Origin of the sequence: Brachybacterium vulturis, assembly GCF_002407185.1 — a bacterium.
Classification (GTDB): Bacteria; Actinomycetota; Actinomycetes; order Actinomycetales; family Dermabacteraceae; genus Brachybacterium; species Brachybacterium vulturis.
This window is the reverse complement of sequence record NZ_CP023563.1, coordinates 1,677,306-1,696,615: the sequence shown is the minus strand read 5'-3', so window position 1 is coordinate 1,696,615 and position 19,310 is coordinate 1,677,306. Positions and strand designations below refer to the sequence as shown.

Genomic DNA, 19,310 nt, shown 5'->3' with positions numbered 1-19,310 from the left:
ATGGAGGAGGCTTAGGCAATGGAAACCGCTAAGCGGAGCCGCGGGGATCATCGAAAGGCATTTTTTGCGATCGGTTTCGCACTCGTCGCAGTAGTTGCTATAGCCCTTGGGGTTAGGTCGTATTTTTTCCCGAGCGTGAGAGTTGAGCACCTTGTTTTGAATCAGCCGGCCCTCGGCGAAGTGAAAGATGTGACTGGGGAGTACTGCGCCAACGAGATAAGCTGCTCGGAAGCATGGGAGACCCGGTACGGGGTATACATGCAATTTGACTCGAGGTTGGAAGCTACCCATTGGGCTACGATATTCGGAGGCGAAGGCGCACAATGGAAGGATTTTGTTCTGGATTCGCGCGATCATGATCTCAGTTCAGACGAGCGTGTCACCGCCGTGCAGATTCTCTTGGTATACGACGGCGTCTGAGATGATTTCTTAACGATCCATCCGAAGTACCCTGTCCTTCACTACGAGCGGGAAGGCACTTGTCTGATCTACTGCGATGAGGCATCACCACCGGTCTCGAAGGCAACGGGCGCAGCCCCGCGACAGCCTCATCCCCCGTAGTCACGATCCCGCGGACGCTTGGCTGTCCTGCGTGCCCGCTGGTGGTACAGGGTCTCCGACGGCGCTGGTGACGGGCCCGGCCCAGGGGTTCGCGCAACCTTGGGTTCGGGCACGGGAGCACCGGGTACGCACTGTGGAGGGTTCGTGCGAATGACCCCCTGCACGCTGGGGTCGAGAGCATCCCATTGAACCTGCGTGGACTGGTGGGCCTCCCGACGAAGCGACCACTGCCTGTACGAGGCCGCGCTCGACAACGCGCTCAACGCCGGTTTCATGGATTCCGGTCTGCTGTGCACCGCGGGCACGCCCCTGATCGTGCAGGACACCATCGCCGAGCGGTTCGTCGACGACCTGGTGGCCCGCGCCGACCGGATCGTGATGGGCGACCCGCTGGATGAGCAAACGGAGACCGATCCGTTGATCTCGACGGAACACCGCGACAGGGTCACCGACTACGGACCGCGGGATCCAAGCCGGTGCCCGGCTGCGCACCGGCGGGCAGTGAGGCGGCCCGGAGCATGCGCAGGGCTGCCTCTTCGCCCCGACCGTGCTGGACCGGTGCCGCCCGGACGATCCCGCCGCGGTCGAGGAAGGCTTCGGTCCCGTCATCACCGTCGAGACCTTCGCCACCGAGCAGGAGGCGAGCGCGCGGCGGATCTGATCCGCGACGCCCGCAGCACATGATCCGGCGGGCCGGCCTCTGGCCCGGTTCCTCGGGCGGGCCGCAGGTTCGGGCCCGTCCTCATCTCCCGACGGCTCAGCGGCTCGGATCGATGAGGAGCTTGCCGCTGGCCGCGCCCTCCATGCTCGTCCTGAAGGCCGTCGCCGCCTCGGTGAGGCCGAAGGTCCGGTCGATGTCCACGTGAAGGCTGCCGGCGGCGAGCTTCTCCAGCAGGGTGCTCAGCCGGGCTCCGTCCGGCCGCACCCACACCCAGCGGCCGCCGGCCTCCTCGACGGAGGGGTCGGCGATCGAGACGTGTCGGCCACCCTCGGTCAGCAGGGCGAGGGTCTCCTCCCGCACGCCGCCGACGAAGTCCGCGACCGCGCTCACGCCCTCCGGAGCGAGCTCACGCACCCGCTCGACCAGGCCCTCCCCGTAGGCCACCGGAGTGACACCGATCGCCTGCAGCTTCTCGTGGTGGCGAGGGGAGGCCGTGCCGATGACGGCTGCGCCCCGTGCGCGGGCGAGCTGGGCGGCGAGGTGACCCACCCCGCCGGAGGCGGCATGGATGAGCAGTGTGTCCTGCCCGGTCAGCTCCAGGGTCTCGAGGCTGCGCAGGGCGGTCAGGCCGGTCAGGGGCAGGCCCGCGGCGGCGTCGAACCCGACACCGTCCGGGATCGTGGCGACGGAGGTCGCGGGCAGCGCCACGTACTCGGCGAAGGTGCCGCCGTGCAGGACATCCTTGCGGCCGTAGGAGGCGACGCGGTCACCGGCGGCGAACTCGGGGGTGTCGGGGCCGACGGCCTCGACCACGCCGGCCACGTCCCAGCCCGGGATGATCGGGAAGACCGCGTCCATCAGGGCATCCAGGCCCCCGCTCATCACCTTCCAGTCGACGGGATTGACGGCGGCGCGCTCCACCCGGATCAGCACCGCGCCCGGGCTGACCTTCGGCAGCGGGGCGTCGGTGAGCTCGAGGGTGGAGGGGTCGCCGTACTCGGAATAGGTCATTGCACGCATGGCGGGGTCAACGCGGCGGGGCCGCGATGAATTCCCGACAGCGCTCCATGCGGTATCAGCGCGCACGGCGAACTGATAAGGAGGTTTATCGAAATCTCGCACCCGTCGTGTCAGAGCGTGACCGCATCCTTTCACTATGACTCGTATGCGCGGCATGCGATCCACGATCACCGTTCTCGCGGCAGCCCACGGCGGGCCTCGCTGCAGGATCAGGGCTGCTGGAAAGGGACCCCATGTTCTTCACCCACGATATCGCCGACGCCTTCGGTGACTGGCTCGAGCGCGGACACATCCAGCGAGCGCTCATCGCTGCGCTCCCGGAACTCGCCGACGCGATCACACCCGACGAGCAACGTCCGCTCCTGTGGATCCGGCGACCGGCCGGCGACACGCTGATCGTCGCGCGGGCGGCCGATGACGCCGCCGGGCGGTGGATCGTCGGCATCCCCGATCAGCCGGCACCGACGCTGCACGACGTCGATTCCCCGGACGAGGTCGTCGACATCGTGCGGGACGCCCTCGCGCGACCGGATTCCCGAGATGATCAGGGCGACGGGCGCGACATACCCGGGCCCTGAGCAGGCCTCGGCCTGCGAGGTCTCCCAGGAGCCGTAGCCCTGACCGCTCTCGGCCACCCGGGCTGATACAATGTAGGTGCCAGCGACAAGAGGGTCAGGGATCCTCTTCCGGGGTTCCGGATAGCTGGCATCTCCCATTCTCAGGTGTCCAGCGGGCTGTCTTCCGTGCGTCCCCAGGGAAAGAACGTGGACTCGACCAGCGGCGCGACATGAGTCTCGTAGACGTTCACGGCCTTCCCCTGAAGAACTCGCTGCCTCGCCCAGAGCAGGTAGTCAGCTACCTGAAGACCCCACGTCGAGGATGAGTCCCAGAAGCACGCTGTCACGTCCTGCGGCATCTGTGCCGCGACGTCGTCGACGGCAGCTGAGGCTGCGCTCCTCATCGCCTTGGTCCCGATCGTCGCGACCACGACATAGAGCCGATCCTCGCGGGCGAAGACCTTCTCGCAAAGAAACCTCAGATGCAGGAAGAGCGCGATCTTGTACAGACGTGGCTTGCCCCCGGCCACGACTCTCGGTTACGCGTTCTGTTTTCACGGCAGCGTCGAATCGAAGCGCGGCTTCTGCCCTGCGATGACAGCGTAGACGTCTCCACGGGTGCTCCACGAGTCGTTCTTGGCATGGAACTGGGACGGGATCCTGACTCCGCGAGATTCGAGCGATGCACGGGGCGCATGGCCGTCCCGTATCGCCTCGGAGTGCTCCCCGGGGAAGATCACCGAGCCGAATCCGAAGTAGGGCGACTCGGTCGGGCTCCGCGGGGGTCCGAAATCGAGAGTCCCCGTCTCGTCCATGTAGACGAAGTAGTCAGCTACCAGCGCGACCCACATCGTGCCGCTCGGCGTAGCGCGGCGCGAGCGACTCCATCTGGTGCATGACACTCACGATCGCCTGGGGCTGCTGGTCCGGCGGGTACTTGTACTTGCGCAGCAGCCGTTTGATCGAGGAGCGCATCTTGGCCTTGACGTCATCGCGCACGGTCCAGTCGGTGCGGATGTCCCGTTGCATGATCCTCACCAGATCGCGGGCGATCTGGGCGAGGGTGTCGTCCCCCATCACGTCCAGAGCCGATGGGTTCTGAGCGATCACGTCATAGACGGAGAGTTCGTCGGTGCCGAGCGGGGGGCTGAATCGCTCACCTCGGCTCGCTTCGGCGCTGACCTCCTGGGCCATCTCGATCAGCTGGGTGATGATCTCCGCGGCGGTGAGCTGCTTGTTGGTGTACTTCAGCATCAGCTCGTTGATCCGGTCGGAGAACAGTGTCGAACGCACCTGGTTGCCGCGGGTCACCTGGGCGGCTTCCTCGAGGATCGTGGCCTTCAGCGCCTCGATCGCGAGTTGGGACTTCGAGGGTTTCTTCGCCTCCTCGACCCAACCCGGGGTGATCGCGTCCAGTCGCTGGAGGTCGAGCCCGGCCTCCTGGTAGATGTCCACTACGCCGGTGCTCTCGGCGGAGTCCACCAGCAGCTCGCCGAGCAGTCGCCGTACCTCGTCGGAGACCGGTTCACCGCGGGAGAGGCGGTCACGGGCGTCGTACTTCGCCATCCATACCCGCACCTCCTTGTAGAACTGCACCTCGGGCAGCAGCGGTTGGATGTCGGCGTGCCCGGCGGCGAGCGCCCAGGCCCGGTCGAGCTTCGCCGAGAGGCTGCGGAACGCGTCAGCGAGCGGACGAACGTCCGGATCTTCCGGGTCCGTGTTCCCCTCGGTGAGCGGAGAGCGCAGGAAGTTGGCGGTCGCGGTGACGGCGTCGATATGTCCTCGGCGCACATCCGAGTTCTGGATCGCCCTCCAGTCGAGGGTGACGATCTCCCGCAGGGAGCCGACGAGCGAATGGACCAGCTGGGCGGCCTCGTCCACGTCGCGCCGGCCCGCGGAGGGGTCGGTGGGGTCGACCTCGTGGGTGAACTCGCGCAGTGCGGCGTTGAGGTTCTCCAGCAGCGGGGCGTAGGCGACCAGCAGCCCGTCCTGCTTGCCCTTGAAGGTGCGGTTCACGCGGGCGAGGGTCTGCATGAGCAGGGCGCCCTTGATGCTGCGGTCCAGGTACAGGGTGTGCAGGGCCGGGGCGTCGAACCCGGTGAGCATCATGTCCTTGACGATCACGATCTCGAGTTCGTCGCTGGGGTCCTTGACCCGCTGCTTGACGGCGGCGATCGCACCGGGCCGGCGCATATGGGTTTTGATCTGCGCGGGGTCCGAGGGGTTCGCGGTGTAGACGACCTTGATCTTGCCCTTCGCATCGGAGTCGTCGTGCCAGTCCGGGCGCAGTGCGACGATCTCCTCGTACAGCCGCGCGGCGATGGAGCGGGTGGCGGTGACGATCATGGCCTTGCCGGGGCCCTCGATCATGGGGCGCAGGTTCTCGCGGCGCTGCTCCCAGTGGGCGACGAAGTCCGCCGCGAGGGTGGCGAGCCGGTCGGGCGCGCCGTAGAGGGCTTCGAGCACGGCGACGGACTGCTGCAGGCGCTGCTTGTCCACCTCGTCCAGCCCGGTGGTGGCCTCCTCGGCGGCGTCGTCGATCGCGTCGTCGTCGAGGTCGGCGAGCCGGGCGAGCTGGATCAGTCGGGGCTCGAAGTAGACGGGGACGGTGGCGTTGTCCTCCACGGCGCGGCGCAGGTCGTACACGTCGATGTCGGCGCCGAACACCTCGCGGGTGTCGCGGTCCGCCTCCCGGATGGGGGTGCCGGTGAAGGCGATCAGCGCGGCGTTGGGCAGGGCGCTGCGCAGGTGGCGGGCGTAGCCGTCGAGGTCTCCGTAGTGGCTGCGATGGGCCTCATCGGCGATGACGATGATGTTGCGACGGTCCGAGAGCAGGGGGTGGGCGGTGCCCGCTTCCCGTTCGGCCTGGGAGCGGCCGAACTTCTGCAGGGTGGTGAAGTAGATCCCGCCGGTGCGGCGCTGGCTGAGCTGGCTGCGCAGCTCCTCGCGGGAGCCGACCTGGCGTGGCTGCTCGGGCAGCAGCGTGGAGCGCTGGAACCCGTCGAACAGCTGGGTGTCCAGCTCGGTGCGGTCGGTGAGGACGACGATGGTGGGGTTCGCCAGCTGCGGGTGGCCCATCACCTTCGCGGTGTACAGCTCCATCTCCATGGACTTGCCGGAGCCCTGGGTGTGCCAGACCACACCGATCTTCCCGTCGGAGCGGACGGCGCTGATGGTGGAGCCGACGGCCTTGGTGACCGCGAAATACTGGTGCGGTTTGGCGATGCGCTTACTGAGCCCACCGGCGTCCTCGTCGAAGGCGACGAAGTCGTGCAGCAGCTGCCCAAAGCGTTCAAGGTTGAACAGGCCGTTCAGCGTCCAGTCGATCTCGGTGAGGATCTCACCGTCCGGTCCCGGCTCGCCGATCGCGACGGGGCGACCATCGTCATCGACGTTCCAGGACGCGAAGTGGTTCCACGGCGTGAACGCCGTGCCGTACCGCGCGTTGATGCCGTCGGTGGCGACCACGAAAGCTGCGAAGCGGAACGCCATCGGCAGCTCGGTGACATAGGTCTGCAGCTGGTTGAACGCGGCCTCGGCCGTTGCGGCCCGGCTGCCGGCCTGCTTGAGCTCCATGATCGCCAGCGGCAGACCGTTCACATAGGCGATCACGTCGAAGCGACGCTCCACCTGACCGCGCCGCAGGGTCACCTGATTCACCACCCGGTAGCTGTTCACTGCCGGGTCACCGGAGAGGAAGCGGATCACCGGAGTGCGCTCGCGCCCGTCATGGTCCACATAGGTGATGCCGCGGTAGCCGTCCCGGAGGATCTCGTGAAGGCGATGGTTCTCAGTGATCGCGTCCTGCGACTGCGGGGCAAGCACCTCGGCGGCGGCCTGCTGCAGGTACTCCCCCGGCACCTCGGGGTTGAGGTTCTTCAGCGCCCGATCGAGCGTGCCGCGCAGCACGATGTCCTGCCAGGACTCCCGCTCCCCCGAGCCCGGCGCGACCTCCGCGCCGGGCGTGAACCGCCAATCCAGCTCGGCCATCCGATCGATGACGAGCTGCTCCCAGGCGTCTTCGCCGGTGTGGGACGACATGTCAGAGCACTCCTTCGACGGACTTCTCGGCATCCTTGACGGTGATCTTGCCGGACATCAGGAGCGGGAGAAGCTCGTCGCGGGTGGCGGCGAGGATCTGATTCTCCTTCTCGGCCGCGAGTGCCCGCTCCCACAGCGCTTTTCCTGCATCGTTCAGGCGATCACTGATCTCGGGCCACGCAACTGGAGCATCCAAATCTGCACGCTTGATATGCCCCATCGTCGTCGCCTTACCAGCGGCAATCTCGCGAAACTGATCAAGTTTCGTTTCAATCGCGCAGGCAACGGCCCATACATGCGTACCACCGTTCGGGATGACCTTGAAGATGTGCTGGTTAACGATGGCATCGTCGCGGTACCAGCGAACTGCGGTCAGGGAACCAGACCACGACATTAGCAGGTCACCGGCGCGCGCGACTTGCTTGTCCGGTACGTCCAAATCGTTGTAAACCGTCGATGATCCGATACCGTTATTGAGCTCCGCGATCCGGACGACAACTCTCCCTTTCCCGGTAGCATCTTTCGTATAGGCGCCACCATTCACGAATTGCGCGTGCGACGAGAGCGTCGACTCTGCATCTACTCGAGACACTCTCGCCCAAATTTGTTTGCGGAGAGTATCCAAGGACGCCACCAGTCCCCTGTTCCCGACTACCTTGTCATCGAGGTCACCAAGGAGTTGGACTACCGCAGATTGGGACGAGAGCTCAGGTAATTCAAACTCATAAGACAGAAAATTCTTCTGCGAGAGATCAAGGTTCATGGTTCCTGTTCCCAAATTTCTGCAGTACGCACGAAATCTCGGGCCACGAAGCGTCCAGTACAAATAACTCTGATCGACGCCAAACCCTGGGTCTACGTCCACCGCAATGGTGTCTTGAGTGAGTCGACCTAGCTCAATATCGGAGGGAACTCTTGCGACAGCGCCAAGGAGAGCGGCCTCTTGCGTCATATCCTTGAGGGATACATAAAGATCTCCTCCTCGCACGAGCATGCGCTCCGGGGCATCTCCCTCATATTTTCGAACACCGGAAGCCTTGAACCCCCCATGCTTTGCAATTGTCCCAAGCCCCAGCAGCGGAATTCCTTCGTCGCCGACCAGCCTTCCCTTGTATGATGCACCTCGGCGAAGCGAAATGAAGTCTGCGAGCCGTACAGTCCTCACGCCAGCCTCCCCAACTGCTCTCGCACCACGGCATCCAGCCGCGCCGACTCATCCAGCGCCGCCGTCAGCTCCTTGGTCAGCCGCTCGATCTTCTCGTCGATCGGCTCCTCGTCCTCCTCTGCCTCCGGAACACCGACGAAGCGGCCGGGCGTCACGGCCCAGCCGGCCTGTTCGATCTCCTCGATCGTTGCGCTCTTGCAGAAGCCGGGCACGTCCGCGTACTCGCCCTCGGCGGAGGCGCGGCCGCGCCAGGTGCGGAAGGTGTTGGCGATCTGGTGGATGTCCTCGTCGGAGAACGTGCGCTCCACGCGGTCGATCATGTGCCCGCTCTCGCGGGCATCGATGAACAGCACCTCGCGGCTGCGATCGATCGACCCCTTCGACCCAGCGGTCTTGTCGTTGGCGAAGAACCACACGCACACCGGGATCGCGACCGAGCGGAACAGGTTCGGCGGCATCGCCACCACCGCCGAGACCACGCCGGCTTTCAGCATCTGCTTGCGGATCTCGCCCTCTCCCCCGGTGTTCGAGGCCATGGTGCCGTTGGCCATCACCACGGCCGCCTCACCCTGGGCGGAGAGCTTGGAGAGGATGTGCTGCATCCAGGCGTAGTTGGCGTTCCGCACCGGCGGCACGCCATAGGTCCAGCGGGCATCGTCCTCGTTACGGGCCCAGTCCTTGATGTTGAACGGCGGGTTCGCCAGCACGTAGTCCGCCACCAGGTTCGGGTGGATGTCGCGGGCGAAGGTGTCGCCCCAGCGGGCGCCGAGGCCCTGGGAGTCCATGCCGTGGATGGCGAGGTTCATCTTCGCCATCCGCCAGGTGCGCTCGTTGAGCTCCTGGCCGTAGACGGCGATGTTCGTGGGGTCCTCGTCGTGCGCGGCGAGGAACTTCTCGGCCTGCACGAACATGCCGCCGCTGCCGCAGCACGGGTCGTAGACCCGGCCCTTGTGGGGCTCGAGGATCTCCACCAGGGTGCGCACCAGCACCGGCGGGGTGTAGAACTCGCCGCCGCGCTTGCCCTCGGCCTTGGCGAACTTGTCCAGGAAGTACTCGTAGACCTCACCGAGCAGGTCGCGGGCCTTGCTGGCGCCCTGGCCGGTGAAACGGGCGGAGTTCAGCAGGTCCACCAGCTCGCCCAGGCGGCGCTGGTCCACGTTGTCGCGGCCGTAGATCCGCGGCAGGGTGCCCTCGAGCGAGGTGTTGTCCGTGCCCAGGTGAGTCATCGCGGCGTCGATGAGATCGCCGACGGTCTGGCGGTCCGTGCCCGCACCGGCCTGGGTGCCCTTGGCGTGGGTGGCGATGTACTCCCAGCGGGCAGTGGGGGCCACCCAGAACACGCCGGAGCCGGTGTACTCGTCCACCTCCTCGAGGGTCTCGGCGATGAACTCCTCGCCCTCGCCGGCGAGCTCGGCGCGGATGGCCTCCCGGCGCTCGGTGAAGGCGTCGGAGACGTACTTGAGGAACACGAGCCCCAGGACCACGTCCTTGTACTGGCTGGCGTCCATGGAGCCGCGGAGCTTGTCCGCCGCCTTCCACAGCGTGTCCTTGAGCTCCTTGGGCGTCGAGGGCGCCAAGGCGGCCTGCGTCGTGGCCATCAGTTCTCCTTCGTGGGGGTGGTGACGGTGGCGGCGAGGGTTCCCGCGGCCACGGCCTGGATGAGTTCGTCCTCGAGGTGGTCGAGGGTCGAAAGCTGTCGGCGCAGCTGCGCACGGCGTTCCTGCAGCCGCAGCGCGGCGGCGTCGAGGGCGGGGACCGCCTCGGCGGGGATGGTGCGCAGCCGCCAGGTGCGCCGGTCGCGGCCTTTCTGGCCGGCGATGTCCGCGGCGAGCGCCTGCGGATGCAGCACCCGCTCCCGGCGGGGCTCGGGGAGGCATCGCAGGGCCCGGACCGGGGCTTGGAGCACATGGCCTCCCGTGGTGTCGACGAAGGCGGCGGCGCCGCCCTCCGCGGTGAACACCACGTCGCCGGGGGCGGTGAAAGTGCTGCGAGCGGCCACCTTCTCCAGGACCAGACGATCGATCGCCCGCTCGCCGAGGCGCTGGGGCTCGCGGACCTCTTGCGGTCCGATCACCCCGACGCTGCCCGCGGCGGGGGCGCCGATCACGTCCGAGGTCAGTCTGGTGCCTCGGATCTCTCTCGCGAACCCGTCCAGGGCGTCGGCCCAGGCGAGGGTGGGGTCGGTGCCGTCCTCGCCGGTGGCGCCCAGGGTGAGGGACTGCCCGAGCAGTCCGTCGTCGAGCTCCCAGAGCCGGGCCAGGCTCTCGCCGCCGCTGCGCTGCGGGCGGGAGAACGGGGTGAGCACGAGGTCTCGTCGGCGCAGCAGGGCGGGGGTGGCCAGGCGGGTGCTGCGCAGGAAGGCGTGGGCGGTCAGTGCGGTGCCCCCGGTGAGCGCCGCGGTGACATCGGCGGCGATCGCGGCCCGCGAGGAGGCATCGAGCGGGGTGTCTGCGTGCTCCCCGTAGACGGTCCAGTCCGTGCCGGCGTGGGGCGCTGCGGTGCCGAACACCCACATCGCGAGCCGGCGGCGGCCCCCGAAGCGGCTGAGCCCCTTCGGCAGGCGGGCCACGTAGCGCAGCGGTGCGGGGCTCTGCGGGGTGGGCAGCAGCAGCCGGTGGCGGGTGGCGCGCACCTGCTCGTCCCCGATCCCGTCGACCAGGAGCTCGCAGGGCCCGATGACCACGGCCGCGTCCCGGGGGCCGAGGTCCAGCAGCACCGATTCGAGCTGCTCGAAGAAGGCGTGCGGGTCCTGGACGTCCTGGTGCTGGAACAGCGCGAGATGCGGTGTGCCGTCGTCGACCGGGCCCACCGCGTCCGGTCCGGCGTGCGCGGCGAGCATTCGCATCGCTGCCCGGGTGACGGTGTCCTGCCCCTCCTGGGAGTCGAGGCCGAAGGCCGGCTGCAGTTCATCGCTGAGCAGCGCGGAGAGCGCTGTGGTCAGGAGCAGGCCGCCGCGTCCCTGCGGGTCGAGGCGGAAGGCTGCTTGGTCCAGCAGTCCGCGCAGCACCTCGAGGATCACCGAGGTGCCGGCCGGGGTGAGCGCCTCACCGGCCCAGGGCCCGTCGGGACGGGCGAAGGACGTGATCAGCCGGTCCAGCAGGCCCCGGCCGGAGAAGGCGGCTTCGGCGAGCTCGTCGATGGCTCGCACGAGTGCGGTGCGCTCGAGAAGCTCCGCGAGATGCTCCCGCGCGACCAGAGCGCCGAGCTCGTAGGCAGCGGTTCCGGCGAGGACCTCACCGGCGGTGAGGGTGGCCAGCGGGCCGCCCACCAGGTCGTGGACCAGGAGCAGGGTCGAGGCGGCGTCGAGGTCCTCCCGCAGCTGCTCGAACTGCGAGGAGTGCAGGAGCACCTCCAGCGGGGCCTCGGGGTTGTTCCCCCGCCCGGTCACGTCCAGCCAGGCGGCGATCTCGCCGGCGTCGAAGAGGAGCTCGTCCGCAGACAGCCGCGGCGGGAACGGATGCTCGCTGCCGGTGGAGCGGGAGCGCCATACGCTGACCACCTCGCGGCGCACCTGGGTGAGGTCCGCGATGGACTGCATCGTCAACGTCGGCACGGCTCACCTCCAGATCGGCATCGGAGACACCGTACTGGACGGGTGAGTCAATTGATCACTGTGGCGCGATAAGGGCTGTTATCTGAGCATCCACTGCGATGTGTCCGCTGGCGTTCGCATGATTGGGCCGTGTCGAGTCGCCCCGTCGACCTCTCGTCACCCTCCCGTCGGAACCCCCGGCGCGACTGCCCACCTCGCCCCATCAGGAGATGACATGTCCCCGATCCCGTCCTTCCCCACCACTGCGCAGCGCAGCCGGACCCTGCGACTGCTCGGCAGCGGCGCCACCGGTGCGCTCGCGACGCTCATGCTGCTCAGCGGATGCGGCACTGTGACCGATCCCTCCACCGATGTCCAGGAGCCGGCCGGCAGCTCGGAGGTCGCGGCGGCAGACGTGGAGCCGGCTGAGGAGAGCAGCTCGGATCCGACCGGCACCGACCCGGAGGCCGCCAGCACCGCGACCCCCGCAGCCGCCGCGGAGCCGGCGGAGGCCACCTCCTCCGAGGAGTCGACCCCGGAGCCGGCACCCGCGCCGGAACCCGTCGAGGCGCAGTCCTTCTCCGGCACGGGCGCCGAGGTCGTGATGCTCGAGCCGCTCGGCGAGGACGTCTTCTTCGCCACCGTCACCCACCACGGCTCGGGCAACGTCGCCCTGTGGTCCGTGGACGAGAACGGTCAGGACCTCGACCTGATGGTCAACGAGATCGGGAGCTACGAGGGTCAGGTGGCACTGAACTTCCGCGAGGACCCGGCCGCGATCCGGGTGGAGGCCGACGGGGACTGGACCATCGAGCTCGTCCACCTCGGCGAGGCGCCGCGCTGGGACGGCGACTCGGCCTACGAAGGCTCCGGGGACTCCATCGTCATCGTCGACGGTGTCGCCGACGGGCTCACCCCCGTGACCCTCACCCACGACGGCGAGAGCAATTTCGCGATCTGGGCCTGGGGAGAGAGCTACCCCGACCTGATCGTCAACGACATCGGCGCCTACGACGGCACCACCTTGCTTCCGGACGGCTCCATGGTCCTCCAGGTCGATGCCGACGGCACCTGGACGATCGCCAAGGACTGACCGGGCTCGTCTGCGTGAGACCGTCGCCGCGGTGTTGGCTTCCGTCGGACTGGACGGGGCGGCCGACTGGCTCATCGGCACACTCATGGAGTCGCTCAGCTCCAGCCCGGCCGTCACCCTCGGCGGAGCCGCCGTGCTGATCGGGTCCGCGATCAGCATGGCGGCGACCTTTCGCCGCGCGATCTACAACGTCAGCCCGCAGGCGACCTTAGCCTACCTCCTGACGCTCTGCCTCCTCATCGATCTCGACCAGATCGCGATGAGTACGGCACTGATCGGCACTGCGGTCGCGGCCATCGTGGTCGGGCTCGAGCACGGCACCGGCCCAGTGCAGATCGAGATCGTGGAGAGCTCGGCACCCTCGGGGGCGAGAAGCATGTGACATCGTGCGGCGATCTTGGACTCCTCGTCTTCGCGCCCGGCCGCTCGCGTCCTACAGTGAAAGCCATGCTGACCGACTCCGCGCTCCGAGAGGCGTTCTCGCATTTCCCCCAGGGCCTCGTCCTGGTGGCGGCGGAGGTGGACGGCGTCCGCCACGGACTGGTCGCCTCGACGTTCACCGTCGGCATCTCCCTGGACCCGCCGCTGGTCTCCTTCGCGGCGCAGCACAGCTCGCGCACCTGGCCCCTCCTGCGAGAGCACGGACACCTCGGGGTGACGATGCTGGGGAGCGCGCAGCTGCCGGTGGCGCGTCAGCTCGCCGCGACCGATCGTGCCCGCCGCTTCGACGGCGTCGACGTGACCGTCGATGCGCAGGGCGCCCTGCTCGTGCAGGACGCCCCGGCATGGATGACGGTGCGCGTCCACGAGCAGATGCGGGCCGGGGATCATGACCTGGTGCTGCTCGAGGTGCGATCCATCGGCAGCGTCCCCGAGGCCGAGGCGCTGGTCTTCCACCGCAGCCGCTTCAAGGAGCTGGCCCCCGCGGATCTGCCCGCCTGAGCTCCGAGCGTTCACCGGAGCTCGCGAGCGGTGCCCACGAGTCGGGCAAGGTCTCCTGAACACCGAACGTGCTGCAGGACACAGAGCACGCACCGCCCGGGTCCGACGGCGCTGTCCTGCCCGGATCCTGCAAGTGACTGCTCGGTCACTTACGGGGTGTCCCGTTGGGCCCGGGCCCCGAACCGATCTAGGGTCGAACGGCCTGCGACCTGGGGATGTCTCTCCTGTCGCCGGCTCCGATCCCACCGCTGGGCCTGCTCGCCGCGCGAGCAGGTCCGCGACGCTCGCCCCGTGAACGAAAGGACCGTGATGGCTGAGGCCACTCCCTCTCCTCGCCCAGCTGACTCCCTCGGAGGCGGGCCGAACCCCGGCGGCGGGGATGAAGGACCGAGCTCCACCTCGACCGGTGCCGCGCGGCCCTCCCGCTCCCCGGTGAACTGGCCGGTGTTCCTCGGCACCGCCGTGATCATCGTCGGCTTCGTGCTGTTCGCCGGGATCTGGCCGGACACCGCAGCGGACGTCATCTTCGGCTCCATGGCGTGGGTGGCCACGAACTTCGGCTGGTACTACGTCCTGACCGCCGCCATCGTGGTGGTGTTCGTGCTGATCGTCGCGTTCTCCAAGGTGGGCGGCACGAAGATGGGGCCGGACCATTCGCTGCCCAAATACAACATGTTCACCTGGGCGGCCATGCTGTTCGCGGCCGGTATCGGCGTGGACCTGATGTTCTTCGGGATCTCCGGGCCCGCCACGAACGTGCTCACCCCGCCGGACGTCCCCGCCGGGTCCGCGGAGGCCGCGCGGATGGCGACGATCTGGACGATCTTCCACTACGGGATCCCCGGCTGGGCGATGTATGCGCTGATGGGCATGGCCTTCGGCCTCTTCGCCTACCGCTACCACCTGCCGCTGTCGATCCGTTCCGCCCTGGCGCCGATCTTCGGCAAGCGGATCCACGGGCCCATCGGCCACGTCGCCGAGATCGGCGCGACCATCGGCACCATCTTCGGCATCTCGGTGTCCCTCGGCATCGGCGTGGTCTTCCTCAACTTCGGGCTCTCCGCGCTGTTCGGCATCCCGACCTCGGTCGCGGTGCAGGTCGCGCTCATGGCGCTGGCCGTGTTCATCACCATCCTCTCCACCGTCTCCGGGGTGGACAAGGGCATCCGTCGGCTCTCCGAGCTCAACGTGCTCCTCGCCCTGGTCCTGATGCTCTGGGTGCTGTTCTCCGGGAACACCCATCAGCTGCTGAACTCGCTGGTCCAGAACATCGGCGACTTCTTCTCCCGGTTCCCCTCGATGCTGATGAACACCTTCGCGTACAGCGAGGGGGCGGCGGACTATCCCGCCGACCAGTGGATGGCCGACTGGACGCTGTTCTTCTGGGCCTGGTGGATCGCCTGGGCGCCCTTCGTGAGCCTGTTCCTGGCGCGCATCTCCCGGGGCCGCACCCTGCGCCAGTTCGTGGTCGGCGTGCTGCTGATCCCGTTCTCCTTCATCCTGCTGTGGGTCTCGATCTTCGGGAATGCCGCCATGAGCTTCTTCGACGACGAGAAGTTCCTCGATCTCGCCGTGAACCAGCCCGAGTCCGGGTTCTTCAACCTGCTCGAGCAGTACCCGGGTTCGACCTTCACCGTCACCCTCGCCCTTCTCACCGGTCTGTTCTTCTACACCACCTCGGCGGACTCCGGCTCGCTGGTGATGGCGAACATGACCTCCAAGACCACCACCGCGGACTCGGACGGCCCGCCCTGGCTGCGCATCGTGTGGGCCGTGATCACCGGCGCCCTGACCCTCGTGATGCTGTTCATCAACGGCGTCTACACCCTGCAGGCCGCGACCGTGATGGTCGGGCTGCCGCTGTCCGTGATGCTGTACCTGGTCATGTTCAGCCTGTGGAAGGTGCTCAGGACCGAGAGCATCAACCTCGAATCCCGGCAGGCGACGCTTCCCGCGCTGCTGACCAGCCGGGTCCGCGAGGCCGGGGGCGGCGAGCGGGGGTCGTGGCGCACGCGCCTCCAGCACCGCATGTCCTATGCCTCCGCCGAGCAGGCGAGGACCTTCGTCGACACCGTGGCCACCCCCGCCGTGGAGGAGGTCGCGGAGGAGCTGGGCACGCTCGGGGCCGACGTCGCCTGCCAGCGCGGCGCCCACCCGGACAGCGCGCTGCCCTTCGTGGACCTGGTCGTCTCCTTCCCCGAGGGCGAGGACTTCAAGTACCAGACCTATCCGGTGGCCTACTCGACGCCGAGCTTCGCGGCGAACCTGGCCGCGGTGCGCGATACCTACTACCGCGTGGAGATCTTCTCGTCCCTCGGCTCCCGCGGCCACGACATCATGGGGTACTCCAAGGAGCAGGTGATCGCCGATCTCCTGGACTCCTACGATGCGCACATCATGTACCTGACCCTGAGCTCCGAGATCGGTACGGCCACCGGTACGGTCCCCGTCACCGCACCGAACACCTGGGCCGACACCGACCACCTCCACCGCCCCGCCGGCTCCGCGCCGACGGTTCACGAGCCCGCAGCGACCACCGACCCCAAGGAGCGACATGACTGAGCCCACCGCCACCCTGTTCATCGACGGAGAGTGGGTCGCCTCGTCCTCCGGCCAGACCCGCACGGTGATCTGCCCGGCCGATCAGAGCGAGGTCGGCGTGGTCTCCGAGGCCACCGCGGAGGACGTCGAGCGGGCCGTCCTCGCGGCCCGTCGGGCCTTCGAGTCCCGCGTCTGGGCCGACAGGCCCGCCGCCGAGCGCGGCGACTTCCTGCTGCAGGTCGCCGACACGCTCCAGGAGCGCAAGGCCGAGTTCGCCCGCGCCGAGGCCTTCGACACCGGCAAGCGCCTGGTCGAGGCCGAGGGCGATATGGACGACATCACCGCCTGCTTCCGCTACTTCGGCAAGATCGCCGGCCAGAACCCGGGCCGCCTGATCGATGCCGGGGACCAGAGCGTGATCTCCCGCGTGGTCCACGAGCCGATCGGCGTGTGCGGCATGATCACGCCCTGGAACTTCCCGCTGCTGCAGGCCGCGTGGAAGATCGCCCCGGCCCTCGCGGCCGGCAACTCGTTCATCATCAAGCCCGCCGAGCTCACCCCGCACACCACCATCTTGATCCTCGACGTGCTGGACCGGCTGGGCCTGCCCGCCGGGGTCGCGAACCTGGTCCTCGGGGACGGCGCCGTGGTCGGAGCGCCGCTGTCCTCCCACCCGGAGATCGACCTGGTCTCCTTCACGGGCGGCCTGGTCACCGGGCGGAAGATCGCGGGGGCGGCCGCGCAGGGCATCAAGAAGGTCGCCCTCGAGCTGGGTGGGAAGAACCCCAACGTGGTGTTCGCCGACGCCGACTACGAGGCCGCGCTCGACAACGCGCTCAACGCCGCGTTCATGGACTCCGGCCTGCTGTGCTCGGCAGGCACCCGCCTGATCGTGCAGGACACCATCGCCGAGCGGTTCGTCGATGACCTGGTGGCCCGCGCCGAGGGCATCGTGATGGGCGGCCCGCTGGAGGAGCAGGCGGAGACCGGTCCGCTGATCTCGAAGGAGCATCGCGACAAGGTCACCGACTACGTCCAGCGCGGCATCGCGGCCGGTGCCCGGCTGCGCACCGGCGGCCATTGGGGCGGCCCCGAGCACGAGCGGGGCTTCTTCTTCGCGCCGACCGTGCTGGATGACTGCACCGTGGACAACCCCGCAGTGGTCGAGGAGGGCTTCGGCCCGGTGATCACCGTGGAGACCTTCTCCACCGAACAGGAGGCGATCGCGATCGCCAACCACACCGAGTACGGCCTGGCCGGCGGCGTATGGACCTCGGATTCCGGGGTCGCGAACCGGGTCTCGCGGCGCCTGCGCCACGGCACCATCTGGATCAACGACTACCACCCCTACCTGCCGCAGGCGGAGTGGGGCGGGTTCAAGATGTCGGGCGTGGGCCGCGAGCTGGGCCCCACCGGGCTCGAGGAGTACACCGAGTCCAAGCACATCTATGAGAACACCGAACCGGCCGTCACCGGCTGGTTCCCGCGCAAGGGCTGAGCCCCGCGCTCCTGGGCCGGCCCCTCGTGCAGCGTGCCGGGGCCGGCCCACCTCCCCCACCCCTCCCTCGACAGGAAGCAGCAGCCATGTCCCCGCAGGACCTCCCCTCCGAGAACCCTCTCGCCGAGTTCGACTACGTCATCGTCGGCGGCGGCTCCGCCGGCGCGGCTCTCGCCGCTCGCCTCAGCGAGGACCCGTCCGTCGAGGTGGCTCTGCTCGAGGCCGGTCCCTCCGATCTCGAGCACGAGGAGGTGCTGCAGCTGAAGCGGTGGCCCGAGCTGCTGGGGGGCGGGCTGGACTGGGATTATCCGATCGAGCCGCAGGAGAGGGGCAACTCCTTCATGCGCCACGCCCGTGCGAAGGTGCTGGGCGGCTGCTCCTCCCACAACTCCTGCATCGCCTTCCACCCGCCGGCGGAGGACATGGACCTGTGGGAGCAGCTCGGCGCGGAGGGCTGGAATGCGGCGACGATCATGCCGCTGATCGCGCGCCTGGAGACGAACCTGGACCGCAGCGGGGAGGGCCACGGCACCGACGGTCCGGTGCACCTGATGGATGTCCCGCCCGAGGATCCCGTGGGCGTCGCGCTGCTGGAGGCCTGCGAGCAGGCCGGCATCCCGAGGGCCACGTTCAACGACTTCGAGACCGTCGTGACCGGCGCGAACTGGTTCCAGGTGAACCGTCAGGCCGACGGCACCCGCGCCTCCTCCTCCGTCTCCTACCTGCACCCGAACCGGGAGCGCGAGAACCTGCACGTCCTCACCGACCGGCAGGTGATGCGGGTGCTCTTCGACCAGGAGCAGCGCGCCACGGGCGTGGAGTACATCGACAACGCCTTCGACCGCTCCTCGCTCCTGCACGCCCGCCGCGAGGTGATCCTCTCCGCCGGGGCGATCGACTCCCCCAAGCTGCTGATGCTCTCCGGGATCGGCCCCGCCGAGCACCTGCGCGAGGTGGGCATCGAGGTGCGGGTGGACTCCCCCGGCGTCGGCTCGAACCTGCAGGACCACCCGGAAGCGGTCATCTCCTGGGAGTCGGCGCAGCCGATGACGCGGGAGAGCACCCAGTGGTGGGAGATCGGGATCTTCGCCGCCACCGAGGCGGGCCTGGACCTGCCGGACCTGATGATGCACTACGGCTCGGTGCCCTTCGACATGCACACCCGGCGTCAGGGCTATCCCACCTCGCCGGAGTCCTTCGCGCTCACGCCGAACGTCACCCACGCCCGCTCGCGCGGCACGGTGCGGCTGCGCACGATCGATTACCGCGACAAGCCGAAGGTCGATCCGCGCTACTTCACCGACGAGGAGGGCCATGACATGGCCGTCGCGGTGGCCGGGATCCGCAGGGCCCGCGAGATCATCGCCCAGCCCGGCATGGATGCCTTCCGCGGCCGGGAGCTGTTCCCCGGTGAGGCCGTGCAGTCCGATGAGGAGATCGCCGACTACGTCGCCGCGACGCACAACACCGTCTACCACCCGGCGGGCTCGTGCCGGATGGGCGCGATCGACGACGACATGTCGCCGCTGGATCCGCAGCTGCGGGTCAAGGGCGTCACGGGCCTGCGCGTGGTCGACGGCTCGGTGATGCCGCAGCTGGTCGCGGTGAACCCCAACCTCACCACCATGCTGATCGGCGAGCGCGCCGCAGACCTGATCCGCGGCGAGCAGGGCGCCTGACCCCGACTGCCCAGGACCGG

General features: G+C 68.2%; 15 protein-coding genes and 1 pseudogene. 9 read left to right on the top strand and 7 right to left on the bottom strand.

The annotated features are described in order from the left end of the window. Positions 1-18: 18 nt before the first annotated feature. From CFK38_RS17135 to CFK38_RS17755, 3 genes and pseudogenes are all read left to right on the top strand, one after another. Entirely contained in the window at positions 19-420 is a 402-nt protein-coding gene (locus CFK38_RS17135) for a hypothetical protein (RefSeq protein WP_157773408.1), read from the top strand. A gap of 414 nt (positions 421-834) precedes the next feature. Beyond that, a pseudogene (locus tag CFK38_RS17760) lies at positions 835-957 on the top strand (aldehyde dehydrogenase family protein); the annotation flags it as partial. Between the two features lie 151 nt (positions 958-1,108). After that, positions 1,109-1,222, top strand: coding sequence for a hypothetical protein (locus CFK38_RS17755; protein ID WP_275542290.1), 114 nt, complete (start codon positions 1,109-1,111; stop codon positions 1,220-1,222). A gap of 96 nt (positions 1,223-1,318) precedes the next feature. Here CFK38_RS17755 and CFK38_RS07650 read toward each other — a convergent pair whose 3' ends face one another. The 7 genes from CFK38_RS07650 to CFK38_RS07615 all read right to left on the bottom strand — a co-directional run bounded on the left by CFK38_RS07650 (position 1,319) and on the right by CFK38_RS07615 (position 11,558). Then, positions 1,319-2,242, bottom strand: coding sequence for an NADP-dependent oxidoreductase (locus CFK38_RS07650; RefSeq protein ID WP_096802542.1), 924 nt, complete (start codon positions 2,240-2,242; stop codon positions 1,319-1,321). A gap of 209 nt (positions 2,243-2,451) precedes the next feature. Continuing rightward, the gene (locus tag CFK38_RS17130) at positions 2,452-2,877 is read right to left on the bottom strand and encodes a hypothetical protein (RefSeq protein WP_157773407.1); all 426 of its coding nucleotides are present in this window, start codon (positions 2,875-2,877) and stop codon (positions 2,452-2,454) included. An 83-nt stretch (positions 2,878-2,960) separates the two neighbouring features. Next, positions 2,961-3,329, bottom strand: a complete 369-nt coding sequence (locus CFK38_RS07640) for a DUF3800 domain-containing protein (RefSeq protein WP_096802540.1) — start codon at positions 3,327-3,329, stop codon at positions 2,961-2,963. Between the two features lie 298 nt (positions 3,330-3,627). Beyond that, positions 3,628-6,840: a type I restriction endonuclease subunit R gene (locus CFK38_RS07630; RefSeq protein ID WP_096802538.1), complete on the bottom strand. Its 3,213-nt coding sequence runs from the start codon at positions 6,838-6,840 to the stop codon at positions 3,628-3,630. Between the two features lies 1 nt (position 6,841). Then, a complete protein-coding gene (locus CFK38_RS17125; RefSeq protein WP_157773406.1) occupies positions 6,842-7,603 on the bottom strand; it encodes a restriction endonuclease subunit S domain-containing protein in 762 nt (253 codons plus the stop codon). Positions 7,604-8,001: 398 nt separating this feature from the next. Continuing rightward, on the bottom strand, positions 8,002-9,603 hold the full coding sequence (locus tag CFK38_RS07620) for a type I restriction-modification system subunit M (protein ID WP_096802536.1): 1,602 nt from the start codon (positions 9,601-9,603) through the stop codon (positions 8,002-8,004). Then, the gene (locus CFK38_RS07615) at positions 9,603-11,558 is read right to left on the bottom strand and encodes a DNA-binding protein (protein ID WP_157773405.1); all 1,956 of its coding nucleotides are present in this window, start codon (positions 11,556-11,558) and stop codon (positions 9,603-9,605) included. Before CFK38_RS07615 ends, CFK38_RS07620 begins: the two co-directional genes overlap by 1 nt. A gap of 214 nt (positions 11,559-11,772) precedes the next feature. Between CFK38_RS07615 and CFK38_RS07610 the strand changes: the two genes are divergently transcribed. The 6 genes from CFK38_RS07610 to CFK38_RS07585 all read left to right on the top strand — a co-directional run bounded on the left by CFK38_RS07610 (position 11,773) and on the right by CFK38_RS07585 (position 19,290). Then, positions 11,773-12,630 carry a hypothetical protein gene (locus CFK38_RS07610; protein WP_096802534.1) on the top strand — a complete coding sequence of 286 codons (858 nt, stop codon included), beginning with the start codon at positions 11,773-11,775 and terminating at the stop codon, positions 12,628-12,630. 31 nt (positions 12,631-12,661) lie between these two features. Beyond that, on the top strand, positions 12,662-13,012 hold the full coding sequence (locus tag CFK38_RS07605) for a hypothetical protein (RefSeq protein WP_096802533.1): 351 nt from the start codon (positions 12,662-12,664) through the stop codon (positions 13,010-13,012). A gap of 65 nt (positions 13,013-13,077) precedes the next feature. Beyond that, complete coding sequence (locus CFK38_RS07600) at positions 13,078-13,572, top strand: flavin reductase family protein (RefSeq protein WP_096802532.1); 495 nt, start codon at positions 13,078-13,080, stop codon at positions 13,570-13,572. 309 nt (positions 13,573-13,881) lie between these two features. Continuing rightward, positions 13,882-16,134 (top strand): choline BCCT transporter BetT, encoded by a 2,253-nt coding sequence (gene betT / locus CFK38_RS07595; RefSeq protein ID WP_096802531.1) that lies wholly within the window; start codon positions 13,882-13,884, stop codon positions 16,132-16,134. Continuing rightward, on the top strand, positions 16,127-17,611 hold the full coding sequence (locus CFK38_RS07590) for an aldehyde dehydrogenase family protein (RefSeq protein ID WP_096802530.1): 1,485 nt from the start codon (positions 16,127-16,129) through the stop codon (positions 17,609-17,611). Before betT ends, CFK38_RS07590 begins: the two co-directional genes overlap by 8 nt. A gap of 86 nt (positions 17,612-17,697) precedes the next feature. Beyond that, positions 17,698-19,290: a GMC family oxidoreductase gene (locus tag CFK38_RS07585; protein WP_096802529.1), complete on the top strand. Its 1,593-nt coding sequence runs from the start codon at positions 17,698-17,700 to the stop codon at positions 19,288-19,290. The last annotated feature ends 20 nt before the right edge of the window (positions 19,291-19,310 follow it).